A 16,410-nucleotide genomic window follows, 5' to 3' on the forward strand; every position below is an offset into this window, starting at 1 on the left:
CCCAGCTCTGCGTGCCGCCTAGCTCTGCGTGCTGCCTGGCTGCATCCGCGTTACAACTAGCGCGTCGCCATCAGAAGCAAGCGAAACAAGAACGGTGTCTCCATCGCGAATGTCGCCGGCGAGGAGCGACTTAGCGAGCCTGTCATCGATTTCGCGTTGCATCAGCCTGCGGAGCGGACGTGCACCATAGATGGGGTCGTAGCCGCGTTCCGCAAGCCACGTCCGAGCATCCGGAGTCACAGCCAACTGAAGCCGGCGATCGACAAGACGCTTGCCGAGTCGATCAATATCGAGCTCGACAATCTGGCTCAGGTCGTCGGTTGAGAGCGGCTGGAAGACGACGATGTCGTCGAGACGGTTGATGAACTCAGGCTTGAACGACTTGCGTACAAGGTCGTTCACGGCTTCTTTGCGAGCTTCCCACGGCAGCGCCTGTTCAGTGATGAACTGGCTGCCCAAGTTGCTCGTCAAGATCAGAATCACGTTGCGGAAGTCGACTGTACGGCCCTGACCGTCAGTCAAACGACCGTCGTCGAGCACCTGCAACAGCACGTCGAAGACTTCAGGATGCGCTTTCTCAACCTCATCGAGCAGAATCACCGAATACGGCCGACGTCGCACAGCTTCGGTCAGCTGCCCACCCTGCTCAAAGCCGATGTAGCCGGGAGGCGCACCGACGAGACGCGAGACAGAGAACTTCTCTCCGTACTCGCTCATGTCGATACGCACGAGGGCTTTTTCGTCGTTGAAGAGGTACTGCGCGAGGGCCTTCGCGAGTTCCGTTTTTCCGACACCGGTAGGACCGAGGAACAGGAACGATCCTGTGGGTCGGTCGGGGTCTGAGATTCCTGCACGTGTTCGGCGCACGGCCTCTGACACGGCTTGCACCGCTTCCTTCTGGCCGATCAATCGCTTGCCAAGTTCGGCTTCGAGGTGCAGCAGTTTTTCGGTCTCACCCTCGGTGAGGCGATCGACCGGGATGCCAGTCCACGCAGCCACTACCGCGGCGATGTCTTCTTCGGCCACCTGATCGTTGACCATCCGTGGCCCTGTTGGCTCGTTGCTCTCTGCGGTCGTGATGGCTTGCTCGATCGAGGGGATCGTCTCGTAGTTGAGCTTGGAAGCCTTCTGGTATTCCCCATCGCGCATAGCGCGGTCGAGTTCGATACGGGCATCGTTGAGCCGGGTCTTGAGTTCACCAACACCGGTGAGGCTCGCTTTTTCGATCTTCCAACGCGCTTCGAGTTCGCTCAAGTGCTTGCCTTGAACCGCGAGATCTTCGCGCAATTTCGCCAGCCGTGCCTTGGAGGCTTCGTCTTTTTCTTTCTTGAGCGCGAGTTCTTCAATGCGCAACCGGTCAACGGCACGCTTCAACTGGTCGATTTCGACCGGCGAGGAGTCGATTTCCATCTTGAGTCGGCTTGCAGCCTCATCAATCAGGTCTATGGCCTTGTCTGGCAGCTTGCGACCCGAAATGTAGCGATTGCTGAGGGTGGCAGCGGCAACTAGTGCGGAGTCGGCGATGGCCACTTTGTGGTGCGCTTCGTAACGCTCTTTCAGTCCGCGCAAAATCGCGACGGTGTCTTCTACGGATGGTTCGCCAACGAACACTTGCTGAAAGCGTCGTTCGAGTGCGGCATCTTTCTCGATGTACTGGCGGTATTCGTCGAGAGTTGTTGCGCCGATCAGGCGCAACTCTCCACGCGCAAGCATTGGCTTGAGCATGTTGGATGCCGCCACTGATCCTTCGCCGCCGCCCGCGCCCATGAGGGTGTGGAGCTCGTCGATGAAAGTGATGACTTCACCGTCAGACTCTTTAATCTCTTTGAGGACTGCCTTCAGGCGTTCTTCGAATTCACCGCGGTACTTCGCGCCGGCAACGAGAGCGGCGAGGTCAAGCGAAATGAGCTGCTTGCCTTTGAGCGAGTCGGCGACGTCGCCAGCAACGATGCGCTGTGCGAGCCCCTCGACCACTGCCGTCTTTCCGACGCCAGGCTCACCAATGAGAACAGGGTTGTTCTTGGTACGTCGCGTGAGCACTTGGCTGACGCGACGAATTTCTGAATCGCGACCGATTACGGGGTCGAGCTTGCCACTTCGCGCGATCTCGGTGAGATTGACGCCGTACTTCTCAAGAGCAGTTTCTTGCTCTTCGTCAGTATCAGGGGCACCCTGCATGTTTGCCATTGCAAACCCTCCACAAAAGTTGAGTTAAGACGACTCAAGTTTATACCGGCGACGGCGCTCGTGGCTAGGTGGATGCAGTGTGCTCACAGAGAACTACCCTCGCCTCATTACCGGCGAGGGTAGTTCTCTCGTGCAGCGTCCGGCGCTACGGGCGCTTGACCAGCTTGCGGTTCATGAACTCGTCGATGCCGTGCGAGCCAAGCTCGCGACCGGTGCCGGAGTTCTTGACTCCACCAAATGGCAGCTCGGGAGCATCCGCGCCGACCTCGTTGATGTAAACCATGCCAGCATCGATGCCGTCAGCGATGCGGTCAGCCTGGTCGGCATCCGTCGTGAAGACGTAAGAACCGAGACCGAATGGCGTCGCGTTAGCGAGCACGATGGCCTCTTCTTCGCTAGCCACGCGGTGCAGTTGAGCAACCGGTCCGAAGAACTCAGTGATGTACGCAGGGTTCTCAGGGCTGATGTTTTCGAGCACGGCTGGCGCAAACTTGGTGCCGTCGCGCTTGCCGGTTCCGACGCGCAGGGTCGCACCAGCGGCGACCGCTTCAGCAACCTGCTCCTCGAGGCCCTTCGCTGCGGCTACCGAGCACAGCGGGCCAAGCTCGGTGCCCTCTTCCATGGGGTCACCGACCGTGATGGCGCCCATCGCGGCACTGAACTTCTCGGCGAATTCTTCGTAGAGCGAGTCGATGATGACGAAGCGCTTGGCGCCGTTGCAGGCCTGGCCGTTGTTATCGACGCGGGCCGCTACTGCAGCCTCAACCGTGGCATCCATGTCATCGGTCGACATGAGGATGAACGGGTCGGAGCCGCCCAGTTCGAGCACGCTCTTCTTGAGGTTGGTTCCGGCTGCGGCACCGACGATTGCGCCGGCACGCTCGGAGCCCGTGAGTGAGACGCCCTGGATACGCGGGTCGTCGATCATCGCGGAAATTTGGTCGTTGTCGGCGAGCACATTTTGGTAGCCACCGACCGGCAAACCGGCTTCATGAATGAGGGCTTCAAGCGCTGCAGATGACTCGGGGCACTGCTGGGCCGGCTTCACCAAAACGGGGTTGCCGAGAATGATGCTTGGACCGGCAAAACGGGCGATCTGGTAGATGGGAAAGTTCCACGGCATGATGCCCAAAACTGGACCGATCGGGCTCTTGCGAATCCACGCTGTACCCGAACCGGCCGGGATTTGCTCATCGGCGAGGAAGGTTTCGGCGTTGTCGGCGAAGTAGCGGAAAATGTCGGCCGAGAACTCAACTTCACCCACCGCTTGGGCTAGTGGCTTGCCCATTTCGCGAACGATAATTTCGCCGAATTCGTCGGCTCGTTCAGCCAACAAATCGGCGATGCGAGTCACGATTGCTGCGCGCTCTTTTACCTGATCACGGTTCATTCCGCCGTTGTACTCGGAGTGTGCGGCGGCGACGATCTGCTCGATGACCTCGTCGCTCGCAGCGGGGTGCGCGGCACCCTCTTCTCCGGTGTAGGGATTGATCACTTGAAAAGTCTTCATGAGAGGTTCCTCGCTGCTCGAAAAGGTCCGGCGACGCCGCCGTGAATTGTTCGTAGGCTACATGCGAAAACCTAAAAATTGGAAGTGAGATTTTTTGGGCGGCGGTTTTCGGCAGCGCTACGAACCAGCATCACCAAGGTCAATCGCCGCTAACATCGCCCACAACTCGGCGCGACCTTGGAAGGTGTCGAGACCCAGATTGGTGAGGTCGGCGAGCCGCTGCATGCGCGACTTTAGACCGTGCCGGTGGATGCCCAACTCCCGTGCCGCGGGATCCCACTGCCCGTTGTGCCGAAGCCACACTTGCGCGGCCCGCAGCAGCGCGAGCCCGTCGGCCGATTCGATGACGCTGGCGAGGCGGGCGTGAGCAATATCGGCCACCGAGCTGGAGGCCAACAGGCCGAAAAAACTCTCGCCGACGAGGCTGTCGAATTCGGTAATCGCTCCGGCCGGTGCCGCCTCGAGCGAACGCACCGCCTGGGTGATCGCGACGGTCAGTTCACTCCAACCGAGCACCGTCGAGAGCCCAACCGTGAGTTCGTTCGCCACAAAGAATCGTTTCTCGGCCCGCAACTGGCTCGCATCGATCAGTACGAGCAGGTGCCTCCCGTCGGCGACCGCAAAAAACGTGCTCTCGGCGCGCGCGGCCCGACGCTCAAGCACGTCGCGAATACTCGCCGTGGTCTGACTCAATTCCAGCGCCGCGACCGCGAACCGTTCAGCCGGCAAGTCGATGCCCGCCACCCGCACCGCACGCCGCACGCTGTCGACCCGCCCATCCTTCAGCAGCTGAAACAACTGCTCCAAAATCGCCCGATGCCCCACCCGCAAATTTTCGGTCTGCTCGAGCGACACCTCGGCGAGCGCCGCCAACACCGTCATCACCGAATTGTCGAGTGCCCCAAATTCGGTGTCGCGGGACCACGCGATGGCCCCGCACAAGCGTCCGCTCGGGCCAAGCGTTTGCACCACGCGGTGCTCACCTGGCAACTGCTCAACGACGCGCGCGCGACGGGCCCGACCCAGCAGGGTCGTGACCGAACTTCGGATGGCGGGGGCGGCATCCGCTGGTCGGCTGGCGGAGGCACGGCTGGCTTTCGCCCCGCGTTGGGGTTCGGAACTGTCGCTGATGAGCTCGCCGTCGGCGTCGAAGATCCACACGCCACAGTCGAGGTGCTCGGCGGCGCTGGCGGCCGCGGCGGGCAGGCGGCCTTTGCCGACGGCGGCGCTGGCGATGTCATTCTGGGCGGCGAGGGCGCGGTCGAAGCCGGCGCGCGCTTGCTCGGCTTCGTTGTCGGCGACGAGGCGGCTGATGGCGATGAATGGAATGCGGTACGGCACTTCGAAGAGCGGGAGCCCGGCGGCAGAGCACGCGGCGACGAGGCCGGCTGGCACTCCGTGGGTAATCACTTCGGTGCCGAAACCGATCGCCGCGACACCAGCGCCCGTGAGCCTGGCGACGTAGGAATCGAAGTCGGGCACGGCATTCGGGGCGGCGTTATCGACGAATTGGCGTCCGGTCGTGAGCAGCAATTGGCCCTCGGTGACGAAGGGAGTTGGATCGTCGAGGTCGGAGTTATGCACCCACGTGACGGTGCGCTCGAAGGTGTCAGCGGCGGTGAGTGGGCGCAGCGCAAGTCGCTCGGTCGCGATCACGTCGGCGAGGGGTGTGGGCATGGCAATCCTCCTTCTGCCATTCTGTCAGTTCTGGCTGCAAAGAGTGCCAGTTTGTGCCTGTTGTGCCGGACATCCGCGCACTAAGTTGAACCAAACGTTTGCACGCCGCAGCTCGCCTGCGCGATCAAACATCGTCTACACAGATTGGATACCGGTGGCCATGTCTACTTCTTCTCCCACCCCCACGGCCCTCGCTCCCACGGCCCCGGTTGGCGGCCCCTCGCTTCCGCAGAAGCGCGACCTCGTTACCGCGATCCCTGGTCCCCGCTCGCTCGAACTGCTTGAGCGCAAAAAGCAGTCCGTCGCCGCAGCGATCGGAATCACCCTCCCCGTCTTCATCGAAGCAGCGGGCGGCGGCGTCGTTCGCGACGTTGACGGCAACACCCTCATCGACTTTGGTTCCGGCATCGCCGTGACCGGTGTCGGCAACTCGGCACCCGCCGTTGTCGAAGCCGTGACCGCGCAGGTCGCCCAGTTCACCCACACCTGCTTCATGATCAACGGCTACGAAAGCTACATCGAGGTTGCCGAGAAGCTCAACGAGATCACCCCCGGCACGCACGAGAAGCGCACCGCACTCTTCAACTCGGGTGCCGAAGCCGTCGAGAACGCGATCAAGATCGCCCGCTACTTCACCGGCAAGCAGGCCGTTGTTGCCTTCGACCACGCGTACCACGGCCGCACCAACCTCACGATGGGCCTCACCGCCAAGTCGATGCCCTACAAGAGCGGCTTCGGTCCGTTCGCCTCCGAGATCTACCGCGCGCCAATGTCGTACCCGTTCCGCGATGGCGGAATCAGTGGTGAGGATGCCGCAGCCCGCGCCATCCTGCAGATCGAGAAGCAGGTTGGCGCCAGCAACCTCGCTGCGATCATCATCGAGCCCATCCAGGGCGAGGGTGGCTTCATTGAGCCAGCCCCCGGATTCCTCCCGGCACTCGCCGAGTGGGCCACAGCCAACAACGTGATCTTCATTGCTGACGAAGTGCAGACCGGCTTCGCTCGCACCGGAGACATGTTCGCCTCAAACCATGAGAACCTCGTTCCCGACATCATGGTGACCGCCAAGGGCATCGCCGGCGGACTTCCACTTTCGGCTGTCACCGGCCGTGCCGATGTCATGGATGCCGCCCACGTTGGCGGACTCGGCGGAACGTACGGGGGAAACCCCATCGCCTGTGCCGCAGCACTCGCCACGATCCGCACCTTCGAAGAGTCGGGCGCCGTTGACCGTGCCCGCGAAATCGGAACCACCTTCCGCGGCCGCCTCAACGGGCTCCGCGCCGGCGACCCCCGCATCGGAGATGTTCGTGGCCGTGGCGCCATGATCGCCATGGAACTCGTCGACCCCACCACGAAAGAACCCGACGCGGCCCTCACGTCGAAGGTTGCGGCTGCAGCGCACGCTGCCGGTGTCGTCGTTCTTACCTGTGGAACTTATGGCAACGTCATCCGTTTCTTGCCCCCGCTGTCGATCTCAGATGAACTGATTGCCGACGGACTCGACGTCATCCGCGACGCCCTCGCCAAGGCATAGCTTCAACTTCCCACCACGAAAGGTGTACACCGTATGACGAACTCCACCGAAACCCAGCTTCTTGAAGCAGTGCCGAACCAGTTGTTCATCGGCGGTGAGTGGGTTGCCGCGACAGGCAGCAAGACGCTCGACGTGACTGACCCGGCTACCGGAAAGGTCATCCGCACCATTGCGGATGCCTCGGCAAAAGACGGCATGCGGGCACTCGACGCCGCGGTTGCCGCTCAGGATTCGTGGGCCGCGACGCCCGCTCGCGAGCGTGGCGAGATTCTGCGTCGCACTTTCGACCTCGTGCAGAAGCACCGCGACGACATCGCCCTGCTGATGACGCTCGAGATGGGCAAGCCGCTTGCCGAGGCCAATGGTGAAGTCACCTACGGTGGCGAGTTCTTGCGCTGGTTCAGCGAAGAGGCTGTGCGCATCTCGGGCCGTTTCGGCAACACGCCTGAAGGCACCGGTCGCATGATCGTGTCGCAGCGTCCGGTCGGGCCGAGCTTCCTTATTACGCCGTGGAACTTCCCGCTAGCTATGGCGACGCGCAAGATTGCACCCGCGCTGGCCGCTGGCTGCACGGTTGTCGTGAAGCCAGCAGCGCTCACGCCCCTCAGCACTTTGTTCTTGGCGAAGCTCTTCGAAGAGGCAGGGCTGCCGGCTGGCGTGCTCAACGTCGTCACGACCTCGAGCTCGTCCGCCGTGTCCGAGCCGATCATCGCGGACTCGCGTTTGCGCAAGCTCTCGTTCACCGGATCCACTCCTGTCGGCAAGGCGCTCATCAAGCAGGCGTCAGAGAACGTTCTTCGCACCTCGATGGAACTCGGCGGCAACGCCCCGTTCGTTATCTTCGACGATGCTGACCTCGACAAGGCAGTAGACGGCGCGATGGCGGCCAAGTTCCGCAACATCGGTCAGGCCTGCACTGCAGCTAATCGCTTCATTGTGCACAGCTCGGTAGCTGCCGAGTTCGCAGAGAAGATCGCCGCCCGCGTTGCCGACATGAAGATCGGTCGCGGAACCGAAGATGGCGTCACCATCGGCCCGCTCATTAATGACAAGGCTGTCGACAAGGCCGACGAGTTGGTTCAGGATGCCGTGAAGCGCGGTGCGACTCTCGTGGCCGGCGGCAAGCGCGTCGAAGGCGATGGGAGCTTCTATGAGCCCACGATCGTTTCGGGCGTTCCTGCCGACAGCGAGATCCTGCGCGAAGAAATCTTCGGGCCGGTTGTCTCGATTGTGGAGTTCACCGATGAGGCGGAAGGCGTGCGCCTTGCGAACGACACCGAATATGGTCTCGTATCGTATGTGTTCACCGAGAGCCTGGCTCGCGGAAACCGGATGATCGATGCTCTCGACACCGGAATGATGGGCCTCAACGTTGGCGTGCTCTCCAACGCAGCAGCACCCTTCGGCGGAGTGAAGCAGTCCGGCATCGGTCGCGAAGGCGGCTCGGAGGGCATCCACGAGTACCTCTCTACTAAGTACACGCTCGTCCCCAACAGCTAATGTGCGATTGTCAGCCGTCAACACATCTAGAGGAATGCCCTCTGTGCGTTGACGAGCCCCACATCACACGCGGCTACAACTAGATTCCCGTGAGCGAGTGGCCCCACTAGTGCCGGGGCTGCTCGCTTTCTGGGTTAACGGTGGCACCGCCGATGCGGTCGTGCCGCTGTCGACGGATGCCGTGAGCCGGGTCGCGGCACAGCGCTCGGCTACGATTGGCGTCAGCCGCTCAGCCTTGCTGCGGTGCCGTGCCACCGAAAGAGCTCTCCATGTCTGACCACCTTTTCGACACTCTGCGACGCTGGCCCGACCTCGAAGCTCCGAACCTGTTTGCGGTGGATGCGAGCGATCGGCTGATTCTCGACGAAGCGGCAAGCGAACTCTCCGACCTTCAAGCCGGTGAACTCGTGGTTATGGGCGACAACTATGGGGCGCTCACTCTGGGGGCAGCTGCGCTGAGCGGATGCCGCGGCATCCGTGTTTTCCAAGATTCTCTTGTGGGCGAACTCGCGTTGGCGTCGAATGCTGGCGAACTTGCGGACAGCTACGAGTCACACACCCTTAACGAGTCGCTTCTTTCTGGGGCCCGACTCGTGTTGATGCAGTTGCCGCGCAGCCTTGCCGAGCTCGACGAGTGGGCACAGGCGATTGCACGCTTCGCCGCGCACGATGTGGCCGTCATTGGGGGCGGTCGCCTCAAGCACATGACGTTGAGCATGAATGAGGTCTTGGCTCGTTCGTTCAACGACGTATCGGCGGGCCGCGCTCGCCAAAAATCGCGCACCCTGACCGCTGTCGGCGCCCGTCACCCCGCGGATGATCTGCGCTACCCGGCGACGTCGGTGCTGCGCGAGCCCGAGATTCCGGTCGATGAGCTTACGGTAAGTGCCCACGGTGGAGCATTTGCTGGCGCCACCCTTGACCTCGGCACCCGATTCCTGCTGACGTTCCTGCCCGAGATGAAGGCGGATGCGACGAGTGCGATCGACCTCGGCAGCGGCACCGGTGTTCTCGCGACATCTCTTGCGCTTGCCCGCCCGGAACTTTCGGTCATCGCCATCGACCAGTCCATTGCTGCTGTGGCATCGACCCGAGAAACGGCCGACGCGAACGGTGTTGGAGCGCGGGTCGAGGCCGCGCGCGAAGACGCCCTCACCGAACGGCCGACAGCCAGTGCTGACCTGATTGTGTGCAATCCGCCTTTCCACAGCGGTGCCACAGTGCATGCCGGCGTTGCTTTGCGGATGCTGGCTGACGCCCGCCGTGTGCTCAAACCCGGCGGCGAACTGTGGGTCGTTTTCAATACGCACCTCGGGTATCGCGACTACCTGAACCGCACCGTCGGCCCCACCCGCCAGGCCGGACGCAACAGCAAGTTCACCGTGACAGTTTCGGTGCGGGAGTAGGGCTATAGGCGGCGCTGCTAGCCAATCGCCAATACCTAACCGGCGAGCAGTTTCTCCATGTCGTCGAAGAATGCTGTATATCCGGCCGTGACTGCTGCCTTTCCGGCGTCGTCGAAATGTTCGCCTGACTGCACCATCGTCATCTCTGTGCCGTTCTCGACGGCAACGATGTCGACGGTGACCGGTTCGCCAGCGGGTTCGGATGGCTCGTCTGTCAGTGTGAGGGCGAGCCGAGTTGGGCGATCTACCTCGGTATATTCACCAACCCAGTGTTTGAGGCTGCCATCTGGCAAGTGCATTGTTGCTTTCCATGCTCCACCAACGTGAACGTCCATCTCTATGTCGTCGACAGCGATCGCCGCTGTGCCGAACCACACTGCGAACGCTGCAGGAGTGGTCCAAGCGTCAAATACTTGCTCAGGCGTTGCGTCGAAGGTGCGCGTGATGCTGACCGGGCTACTCATAAGTTTTCTCCTCTTTCGTTCGTTTCTTTTTCAGCTCGGGTGATTTCCGTGAGGTACTCACCTAGGGCATCGAAGCTTGCGGCCCAAAACTGGGCGTAATCGGCAATCCATGCGTTGGCTTCTGCTAACGGTCTAGCGTCGAGAGCCGCCGGACGATACTGCGCGTCGCGACTCCGAACAATAAGTCCAGCAGTTTCGAGCACTCGAAGGTGTTTGGAAACAGCCGCGAAGCTCATCGAAAACGGCTCCGCCAGCTGACCGACGGTCATTTCGTTCGCTGACAACCGCGCCAAAATCGCACGCCGCGTTGGGTCGGCGAGAGCCGCAAATGTGCGACTGAGCTGGTCGGTGGCCATGACATCCCATTATTTATTCAACCGTATGGTTTAGAACTGATTAGTTGAATATAGCAGTTCTCTGATCACTGTCAAGGCCCGCGTTGACCGCCGTTGAGAGAATGACTCTATGAGCACAATGCGTAAGCCGCGCCATCCCGATGTCACATCAGTCGAACTTGTCGGCGGAGTCGAAGTGCTCACGCTCAAACTCCACAGCTATGACCAACGCTGGGCAACTCGCTACCGAGAACACCGGCGGCAGATCATGGATGCTTCCACAATCGGGGAGATCGGGATCCATCACATCGGCTCCACGTCCGTCCCCGGACTGGCAGCGAAGCCGATCATCGACATCGTGGTCACGGTAGACGACATCACCACCGAAGAGGACCACCTAGATGCCCTGTTGGACGCTGGGTATGAACTGCGTGTCCGCGAACCGAGACATCGCCTAGTGCGCACGACAGCACGCGATGTGCACGTGCACGTCTTCGAACACGACGACCCTGCCGTCGACGACTACCTTCTCCTTCGCGATCATCTCCGTTCCGATGCGAAAGACCGCGCCCTCTACGAGAGCACCAAGAGGAACTTGCTCAGCAAGCAGTGGGATGACATGAACGACTATGCCGACGCCAAGACTGACGTCATCCTGGCGATCAAAGCACGAGCCCGGGCGACACGCGGCCACTAATTCCCGCGGCGATCCCGTGGCAGACGCCGTACTTACGCCCCGATTCCTACTCTCGCGAGAACGCCGATGCGCGCTCAATCTGCTCCGGCGTCGGCGTAACACCGGTGTAGCGAACGAACTGCGCCGCGGCCTGGAGTGCGATGACTTCGGCGCCCGTGATGACGAGCTTTCCGGCAGCCCGAGCGGCCCGAATGAGCGGAGTCTCGGCCGGGAACGCCACCACATCGAACACCGTCTGTGCGGCGCGGATGTGATCGGGCGTGAACGCGAGTTCGTCGGCGTCGTCTCCTGCCATCCCGAGCGGGGTGACGTTGACGATCACCGCGTGGCCTGGCTGCGGGTCGACGCTCACGGCGCGGTAGCCATACTTCGTCGCGATCGCGTTGCCCGCTTCGACGTTGCGAGCGAGCACTGTCACATCAGTGAAGCCGGCACCGTGGAAGGCGGCGACGACCGCTTTCGCCATGCCACCCGATCCGCGGACCAGCACCGACACACTCGGGTCAAGCTGGTGGCGTGCGATCAGATCCGCGACAGCTTCATAGTCGGTGTTGGATGCCGTGAGCACGCCGTCATTGTTCACGATCGTGTTCACCGACTCGATCGCCGCGGCCGAATGCTCGACAACATCCACGAGTTCAAGCACTGCCTCTTTGAACGGCATCGAAACGGAACAACCCCGGATGCCCAGGCCGCGAACTCCGGCGATGGCATCCTCAATCTTGCTCGTCGTGAAGGCTTTGTAGACGAAGTTCAGACCCAGCTCTTCGTACAGATAGTTGTGAAAGCGCGTGCCGAGGTTGGAGGGCCGCGCCGCCAGCGAGATGCACAACGTCATGTCTTTGTTCAGGATCGGCATTGACCCATTATGGCCGCGCAGATTGCAGTTGGCGCCGTGCCTTCTCGGTGTCCCGCTCGCCGCCGACCATGGCCACAATCAAGAGCACAAGGGTCCACCGCGCGATGATCGTCAGCAATTCAACAGGCTGGGTCACCGCGACATCTGAAGACCCGAGGTTCAGAAAAACAAGAATTGACCCGTAGGAAAGGAGAACGAGGCTCAGCGCTCCGAAAGAAAGCGCCAATACCCGACGGATCGTCGCCCACCGGCCGAGCCCGAACAAAGCAACGACAACCGCGCCGGCGACTCCGATGACGATCCACACTCTGAGAACTGTCGTCACCTGACTTTCGAATTGCACCTCGTGCGTCATCCAATCTTCAAAGAATGCTCGATTGGATTCAGTAAAGGGGAGCCCAAACATGAGCGGAGTGCGGGCATCCCAGAGCGCACTCGCGTGAAGAAAACCAACGATGGCCGCTGTCGCGACGATGAGCCCGCCCGCGACCGAAGCGAGCAAGAGTTCGGGTCGCATGCGCCGTGACGGAGTCGGTTCGGCCGGGCGAAGTTCTCGCCACGCCACTCTGCAAGCAACAGCAACGAGAGCGATCGCCAGTGGATAGATCAAGCTTCCCGGCGTAAAGGGCCACGGCACGGAAATCCACCAGAATTGCACGCCGTACGCGCCCGAAAAGACAGCAGCGGTGCTCGCCATGACGAGAAGAGCCACGGCAAGACGTATCCGGCGTGTGATGCCTGCAGTACCGAAGGCCAAGATCAGAGCCAGTATCGGTGCGACGATCCCGAAAGCGAGCAGGAGCATCGACGCGGTGAACGTGATGAAGTCATAGGCCGTGTTGCCGGTGAGTCCACCTGCGCTGAAAGTGGATACCTGACTGATCGCCAACACGGCGAAGCTCAAGGAAAGCCCGACTGCAAGCCTTGCTCGGGTGGTTACGGTCCACCCGCGCGACGAGCCTAGATTGGGGAGCGCGCGGCCATGAGCCATGGCGAATGCCATTGAACCCGCCGCGATTTCCGCTGTCCCAATGCCCACTTCAGGCGCATCCCGCAAATCTGCGAGCCATTGCTCCCGGTGCCTAGCGCGCGATTCCGGCGGCAGAAGTGCTGCAGCGACGCGCACGATTAATGTCGAGAAGGCGCTCATGCTGTCACCGCCGAAGTGGCAATAACACTGGGAGCAGCTTTCGGACGTCGGGCCGCAACGAATGCTGCAATCGCCGCACGAGCAGCAACCGCCCCACCATCGGTGAGCTCGTAGTAGCGACGCCGCGGACCTGACCGCGAGTCATCCTCCTCCCAGCGAGAAGCGACCCATCCCAGAGATTCCAGCCGCTCAAGGATCGGGTACACACTCCCTGCGGGGCGACCGCTTTCCTTAATTACTCGCAGCCCCCAGAGAGCGTCGGATGATTCGACGAACGTTTGCAGTACGTCGATGGTGGCGGGGGTAACCCGAGTCAATGGCTGCATGGTTCAAAACTAGCTATATAGAGATAGTCTCTCCCGCCCCAGTGCGAGGGTCAGTAATCACCACACGTTGGGGTTGCTTCAGCCGTCGAAACGTTCGCGGCGAACGCGGTTCCCCTTCGGGCGGAAAGTTTCACCGAGAACCATTGTGAGCGGTTCCAGCCGGCGCTAATGTCGAAGTCCGCAGTCTTTACGCTTACGCACATAGGCAAGGGGGTGAGTCCGATTTTTTCTGTCCCTGTCGATAGTCGGGTGCTCGCTCCACTCGCTGCGAGCCACAAAGGCGGTTCGCTCGATTGACGTGAGCGAAGCATCCGGATGCCCCTGAAAGGCGCCGCTTCATGTTGCACATTCACGATTCGTCCCCGACTCCGGGGAGAACCGCCCGCACTCTCACCCTGAACGATGACATCACTGGCGTTCTCTGGCACGACTCCCCTTCCGCCGAACCCCGCCCCCTCATCCTCATCGCTCACGGAGGTGGACAAAGTTCACAAGCGCCCAACGTGCATGCTCGCGCTGAGCTACTTGCCGCGAGAGGCTATGACTCGGTTGCTCTCGATGCACCAGGCCATGGCAGCCGGCCAAAGTCGCCCGCCGAAGAGACCCTCATCGCCCAGATGCGCTCGGCACATGAGCAGGGTACCGAGGCTGTCGCCGAGGCGGTGGGTGCCCTCAACCGCGAACTAGTGCGACGAGCCGTTCCCGAATGGATGCTGCTGCTCGACGATCTCGAACAGCAAGGCGTCCGCGACAACGACGTCGGCATCGGCTACTGGGGGCTCTCGCTCGGCGCGGCCATCGGGTTCGCGCTGTTAGCAACCGAGTCACGGATCAGCGCAGCCGTCCTCGGACTGGCCGGCGATAGCCTCATCGAGTTCGCCCCCGCAGCCACCGCGCCCGTGCAGTTCGTCATGCAGTGGGATGACGAGCTGGTTGATCGAGACAGCGCCCTGCGGCTCTATTCAGCCATCGGCTCCCCCGACAAATCGCTGCACGCGAACGCCGGGAAACATGCAGATGTTCCGCGGCACGAACACGCCAGCGCGCTAACATTCTTCGACTGCCACCTGAAAGCAACTGCCTGATCTAGCGGAATCGCGGGAACCGTGCCAGATTAAGTGCGTGCGACCTCTCCGATATTCAATCAATGTCTCGCTCGACGGCTGCGTCGATCATGCGGCCGGCACTCCGGACGAGGAATCTCACAACTACTCAGCGCAGATCATCGCGCGTGCCGACGCGATCGTCCTCGGCCGCACCACCTACGAGTTGATGGAGTTTTGGCGCACCGCGAAAGACCTGCCGCCGTGGATGCGTCCGTTTCAGGAATCGATCAACGCGGCTAAGAAGTATCTGGTGTCGAGCACGCGCAAACCGGACGGCTGGAACACCGAAGCGCTCACCGGTGACCCCGTGGACGCAATAAGGAAACTGAAGGAGCAACCGGGCGACGGGCTGTACGTCGGCGGCGTCACTCTGCCCCTCGCTCTGGCCGACGCCGGACTCATCGACGAGTATGAGTTCATCGTGTCCCCGACGCTCGTGGGCCACGGGCCCCGACTATTCGAGGGTCTCGCTGCGCCGCTCAACCTGGAACTCGTCGGCACCACCGAGTTCGCCTCGGGGGTGCGAGCCGAGCGCTACGTTCCTGTCGGCAAGGCGTAGCCGCTCTCGCCAACGCGACAGGGCATCACCGCCGCATCCCGTAGCTAGCTGGTTCGGCGGTAGCGGATGTGGGTGGCCAGCGGCGATTGCAGAACCTCGACGGGTTCGAAGCCAAAAGTGTCAATCCCGTCGAAGAGTCGCTCGCCAGCGCCAAGCAACACCGGAGCAATGTCGAGCGTCAACTCGTCAACGACCCCGGCGAGAAGTGCTTGCCTAGCTGTGGAGGCCCCACCTGCGATATCAATGCCCTTGCCGTCGGCAACCTCACGCGCCTGCGCATAGGCGGCATCGAACCCGTCGGTGACAAAGTAGAAGGTCGTTCCCCCATCCATCTCGATCGGCTCGTGCAGATGATGCGTCAGTACGAAAACTGGGGCGTGGTACGGCGGCTCGGCACCCCACCAGCCGCGCCAGTCTGACTCCCATTCGCCGCGGATCGGCCCGAACATATTGCGGCCCATGACATACGCACCGCGCGGACGCATGAGCCAGTCGGCCGCAATCGCGTCGGCGTCATTCGCGCGCTCATCTCCGATATGCCAACCGTGAAGCTCAAGCCCGCGCTTGCCTAGAGGGTTGTCGCGGCTCTGCTCAGGCCCGGCAACGAACCCGTCGAGCGAGATAGACATGTGGCAGGTGGTTTCCGGCATTTACGACTCCTTCGGCGGATGTTGCTATTGGTTTGCAGTCAGCGGGCGAACGCCATCATGATGATCGCGAAGAGCCACGGGACGCAGCTCACAATGCCTATCGAGCTCAGCACAGCTCCGAGCAGCGATGGCACGGTCCCGGCACTAAAACTCGTCTTCCGAATGGCCTGGCGCGCATAGAGCGCGGTGGCCAGCCCGGCTAGTCCCAGAATTGTCGCGAAAACGGGCAGCGGGAACAGTGCCGCGGTCACGATTCCCAGAAATAGTGCAGCGTACGCGGGCTTCAGCGCACCGGTCGACTTTTCGCTGAGGACCTGCATCGCCTGACTCATGCGTCCGCCTTCGCGTGTCTTGGTTTTGCGCTGGGCCGGGAGCCGATGGGGCTTCATCACCCTGCTCGAATGCTTCCACCGTAACAGTGACCCTCACCGTCGTCGAGCATTCCTT

General features: G+C 61.7%; 17 protein-coding genes. 7 read left to right on the forward strand and 10 right to left on the reverse strand.

Annotation, left to right across the window (positions count from 1 at the left end; all coding sequences use genetic code 11):
- Positions 1-18: 18 nt before the first annotated feature.
- The 3 genes from ACOH1Z_RS06900 to ACOH1Z_RS06910 all read right to left on the reverse strand — a co-directional run bounded on the left by ACOH1Z_RS06900 (position 19) and on the right by ACOH1Z_RS06910 (position 5,374).
- Positions 19-2,187, reverse strand: coding sequence for an ATP-dependent Clp protease ATP-binding subunit (locus ACOH1Z_RS06900; RefSeq protein WP_449647704.1), 2,169 nt, complete (start codon positions 2,185-2,187; stop codon positions 19-21).
- A gap of 145 nt (positions 2,188-2,332) precedes the next feature.
- Positions 2,333-3,697 (reverse strand): NAD-dependent succinate-semialdehyde dehydrogenase, encoded by a 1,365-nt coding sequence (locus ACOH1Z_RS06905; RefSeq protein WP_449647705.1) that lies wholly within the window; start codon positions 3,695-3,697, stop codon positions 2,333-2,335.
- A 117-nt stretch (positions 3,698-3,814) separates the two neighbouring features.
- The gene (locus ACOH1Z_RS06910; protein ID WP_449647706.1) at positions 3,815-5,374 is read right to left on the reverse strand and encodes a PucR family transcriptional regulator; all 1,560 of its coding nucleotides are present in this window, start codon (positions 5,372-5,374) and stop codon (positions 3,815-3,817) included.
- 160 nt (positions 5,375-5,534) lie between these two features.
- Between ACOH1Z_RS06910 and gabT the strand changes: the two genes are divergently transcribed.
- The 4 genes from gabT to ACOH1Z_RS06930 all read left to right on the forward strand — a co-directional run bounded on the left by gabT (position 5,535) and on the right by ACOH1Z_RS06930 (position 9,817).
- Positions 5,535-6,911, forward strand: coding sequence for a 4-aminobutyrate--2-oxoglutarate transaminase (gene gabT / locus ACOH1Z_RS06915; RefSeq protein WP_449647707.1), 1,377 nt, complete (start codon positions 5,535-5,537; stop codon positions 6,909-6,911).
- Between the two features lie 33 nt (positions 6,912-6,944).
- Positions 6,945-8,411: an NAD-dependent succinate-semialdehyde dehydrogenase gene (locus tag ACOH1Z_RS06920; RefSeq protein ID WP_449647708.1), complete on the forward strand. Its 1,467-nt coding sequence runs from the start codon at positions 6,945-6,947 to the stop codon at positions 8,409-8,411.
- Positions 8,412-8,508: 97 nt separating this feature from the next.
- Positions 8,509-8,688: a hypothetical protein gene (locus tag ACOH1Z_RS06925; RefSeq protein WP_449647709.1), complete on the forward strand. Its 180-nt coding sequence runs from the start codon at positions 8,509-8,511 to the stop codon at positions 8,686-8,688.
- On the forward strand, positions 8,681-9,817 hold the full coding sequence (locus tag ACOH1Z_RS06930; RefSeq protein WP_449647710.1) for a class I SAM-dependent methyltransferase: 1,137 nt from the start codon (positions 8,681-8,683) through the stop codon (positions 9,815-9,817). The genes ACOH1Z_RS06925 and ACOH1Z_RS06930 overlap by 8 nt, the downstream gene beginning before the upstream one ends.
- A gap of 35 nt (positions 9,818-9,852) precedes the next feature.
- On the opposite strand, the gene ACOH1Z_RS06935 is transcribed toward ACOH1Z_RS06930, so the two are convergent.
- Positions 9,853-10,281 carry an SRPBCC family protein gene (locus tag ACOH1Z_RS06935; protein ID WP_449647711.1) on the reverse strand — a complete coding sequence of 143 codons (429 nt, stop codon included), beginning with the start codon at positions 10,279-10,281 and terminating at the stop codon, positions 9,853-9,855.
- Entirely contained in the window at positions 10,278-10,637 is a 360-nt protein-coding gene (locus ACOH1Z_RS06940; protein ID WP_449647712.1) for an ArsR/SmtB family transcription factor, read from the reverse strand. The genes ACOH1Z_RS06935 and ACOH1Z_RS06940 overlap by 4 nt, the downstream gene beginning before the upstream one ends.
- A 109-nt stretch (positions 10,638-10,746) precedes the next feature.
- On the opposite strand from ACOH1Z_RS06940, the gene ACOH1Z_RS06945 reads away from it, so the two are divergent.
- Positions 10,747-11,313, forward strand: a complete 567-nt coding sequence (locus ACOH1Z_RS06945; protein ID WP_449647713.1) for a GrpB family protein — start codon at positions 10,747-10,749, stop codon at positions 11,311-11,313.
- A gap of 46 nt (positions 11,314-11,359) precedes the next feature.
- Here the strand turns inward: ACOH1Z_RS06945 and ACOH1Z_RS06950 are convergent, their stop codons facing one another.
- Genes ACOH1Z_RS06950 through ACOH1Z_RS06960 form a run of 3 tightly spaced genes read right to left on the reverse strand, consistent with a single transcriptional unit; the run spans position 11,360 to position 13,648 of the window.
- The gene (locus ACOH1Z_RS06950; RefSeq protein ID WP_449647714.1) at positions 11,360-12,172 is read right to left on the reverse strand and encodes a shikimate 5-dehydrogenase; all 813 of its coding nucleotides are present in this window, start codon (positions 12,170-12,172) and stop codon (positions 11,360-11,362) included.
- 7 nt (positions 12,173-12,179) lie between these two features.
- Positions 12,180-13,322 (reverse strand): hypothetical protein, encoded by a 1,143-nt coding sequence (locus ACOH1Z_RS06955; RefSeq protein WP_449647715.1) that lies wholly within the window; start codon positions 13,320-13,322, stop codon positions 12,180-12,182.
- Entirely contained in the window at positions 13,319-13,648 is a 330-nt protein-coding gene (locus ACOH1Z_RS06960; protein ID WP_449647716.1) for a PadR family transcriptional regulator, read from the reverse strand. The genes ACOH1Z_RS06955 and ACOH1Z_RS06960 overlap by 4 nt, the downstream gene beginning before the upstream one ends.
- 338 nt (positions 13,649-13,986) lie before the next feature.
- Here ACOH1Z_RS06960 and ACOH1Z_RS06965 point away from each other — a divergent pair, with 338 nt between their 5' ends.
- Positions 13,987-14,733, forward strand: coding sequence for a dienelactone hydrolase family protein (locus tag ACOH1Z_RS06965; RefSeq protein ID WP_449647717.1), 747 nt, complete (start codon positions 13,987-13,989; stop codon positions 14,731-14,733).
- 37 nt (positions 14,734-14,770) lie between these two features.
- On the forward strand, positions 14,771-15,313 hold the full coding sequence (locus ACOH1Z_RS06970; RefSeq protein WP_449647718.1) for a dihydrofolate reductase family protein: 543 nt from the start codon (positions 14,771-14,773) through the stop codon (positions 15,311-15,313).
- 44 nt (positions 15,314-15,357) lie between these two features.
- On the opposite strand, the gene ACOH1Z_RS06975 is transcribed toward ACOH1Z_RS06970, so the two are convergent.
- Both ACOH1Z_RS06975 and ACOH1Z_RS06980 read right to left on the reverse strand, forming a co-directional pair.
- Positions 15,358-15,963: a dihydrofolate reductase family protein gene (locus tag ACOH1Z_RS06975; protein ID WP_449647719.1), complete on the reverse strand. Its 606-nt coding sequence runs from the start codon at positions 15,961-15,963 to the stop codon at positions 15,358-15,360.
- Between the two features lie 38 nt (positions 15,964-16,001).
- A complete protein-coding gene (locus ACOH1Z_RS06980) occupies positions 16,002-16,295 on the reverse strand; it encodes a hypothetical protein (protein WP_449647720.1) in 294 nt (97 codons plus the stop codon).
- Between the last annotated feature and the right edge of the window lie 115 nt (positions 16,296-16,410).

This window comes from Rhodoglobus sp. (assembly GCF_053580035.1).

Excerpts from the sequence above, each read along its gene's own strand:
- ACOH1Z_RS06900 (WP_449647704.1), bottom strand. The coding sequence starts at position 2,187 with ATGGCAAACATGCAGGGTGCCCCTGATACTGACGAAGAGCAAGAAACT.
- ACOH1Z_RS06905 (WP_449647705.1), bottom strand. The coding sequence starts at position 3,697 with ATGAAGACTTTTCAAGTGATCAATCCCTACACCGGAGAAGAGGGTGCC.
- ACOH1Z_RS06910 (WP_449647706.1), bottom strand. The coding sequence starts at position 5,374 with ATGCCCACACCCCTCGCCGACGTGATCGCGACCGAGCGACTTGCGCTG.
- gabT (WP_449647707.1), top strand. The coding sequence starts at position 5,535 with ATGTCTACTTCTTCTCCCACCCCCACGGCCCTCGCTCCCACGGCCCCG.
- ACOH1Z_RS06920 (WP_449647708.1), top strand. The coding sequence starts at position 6,945 with ATGACGAACTCCACCGAAACCCAGCTTCTTGAAGCAGTGCCGAACCAG.
- ACOH1Z_RS06930 (WP_449647710.1), top strand. The coding sequence starts at position 8,681 with ATGTCTGACCACCTTTTCGACACTCTGCGACGCTGGCCCGACCTCGAA.
- ACOH1Z_RS06935 (WP_449647711.1), bottom strand. The coding sequence starts at position 10,281 with ATGAGTAGCCCGGTCAGCATCACGCGCACCTTCGACGCAACGCCTGAG.
- ACOH1Z_RS06940 (WP_449647712.1), bottom strand. The coding sequence starts at position 10,637 with ATGGCCACCGACCAGCTCAGTCGCACATTTGCGGCTCTCGCCGACCCA.
- ACOH1Z_RS06945 (WP_449647713.1), top strand. The coding sequence starts at position 10,747 with ATGAGCACAATGCGTAAGCCGCGCCATCCCGATGTCACATCAGTCGAA.
- ACOH1Z_RS06950 (WP_449647714.1), bottom strand. The coding sequence starts at position 12,172 with ATGCCGATCCTGAACAAAGACATGACGTTGTGCATCTCGCTGGCGGCG.
- ACOH1Z_RS06955 (WP_449647715.1), bottom strand. The coding sequence starts at position 13,322 with ATGAGCGCCTTCTCGACATTAATCGTGCGCGTCGCTGCAGCACTTCTG.
- ACOH1Z_RS06960 (WP_449647716.1), bottom strand. The coding sequence starts at position 13,648 with ATGCAGCCATTGACTCGGGTTACCCCCGCCACCATCGACGTACTGCAA.
- ACOH1Z_RS06965 (WP_449647717.1), top strand. The coding sequence starts at position 13,987 with ATGTTGCACATTCACGATTCGTCCCCGACTCCGGGGAGAACCGCCCGC.
- ACOH1Z_RS06975 (WP_449647719.1), bottom strand. The coding sequence starts at position 15,963 with ATGCCGGAAACCACCTGCCACATGTCTATCTCGCTCGACGGGTTCGTT.
- ACOH1Z_RS06980 (WP_449647720.1), bottom strand. The coding sequence starts at position 16,295 with ATGAGTCAGGCGATGCAGGTCCTCAGCGAAAAGTCGACCGGTGCGCTG.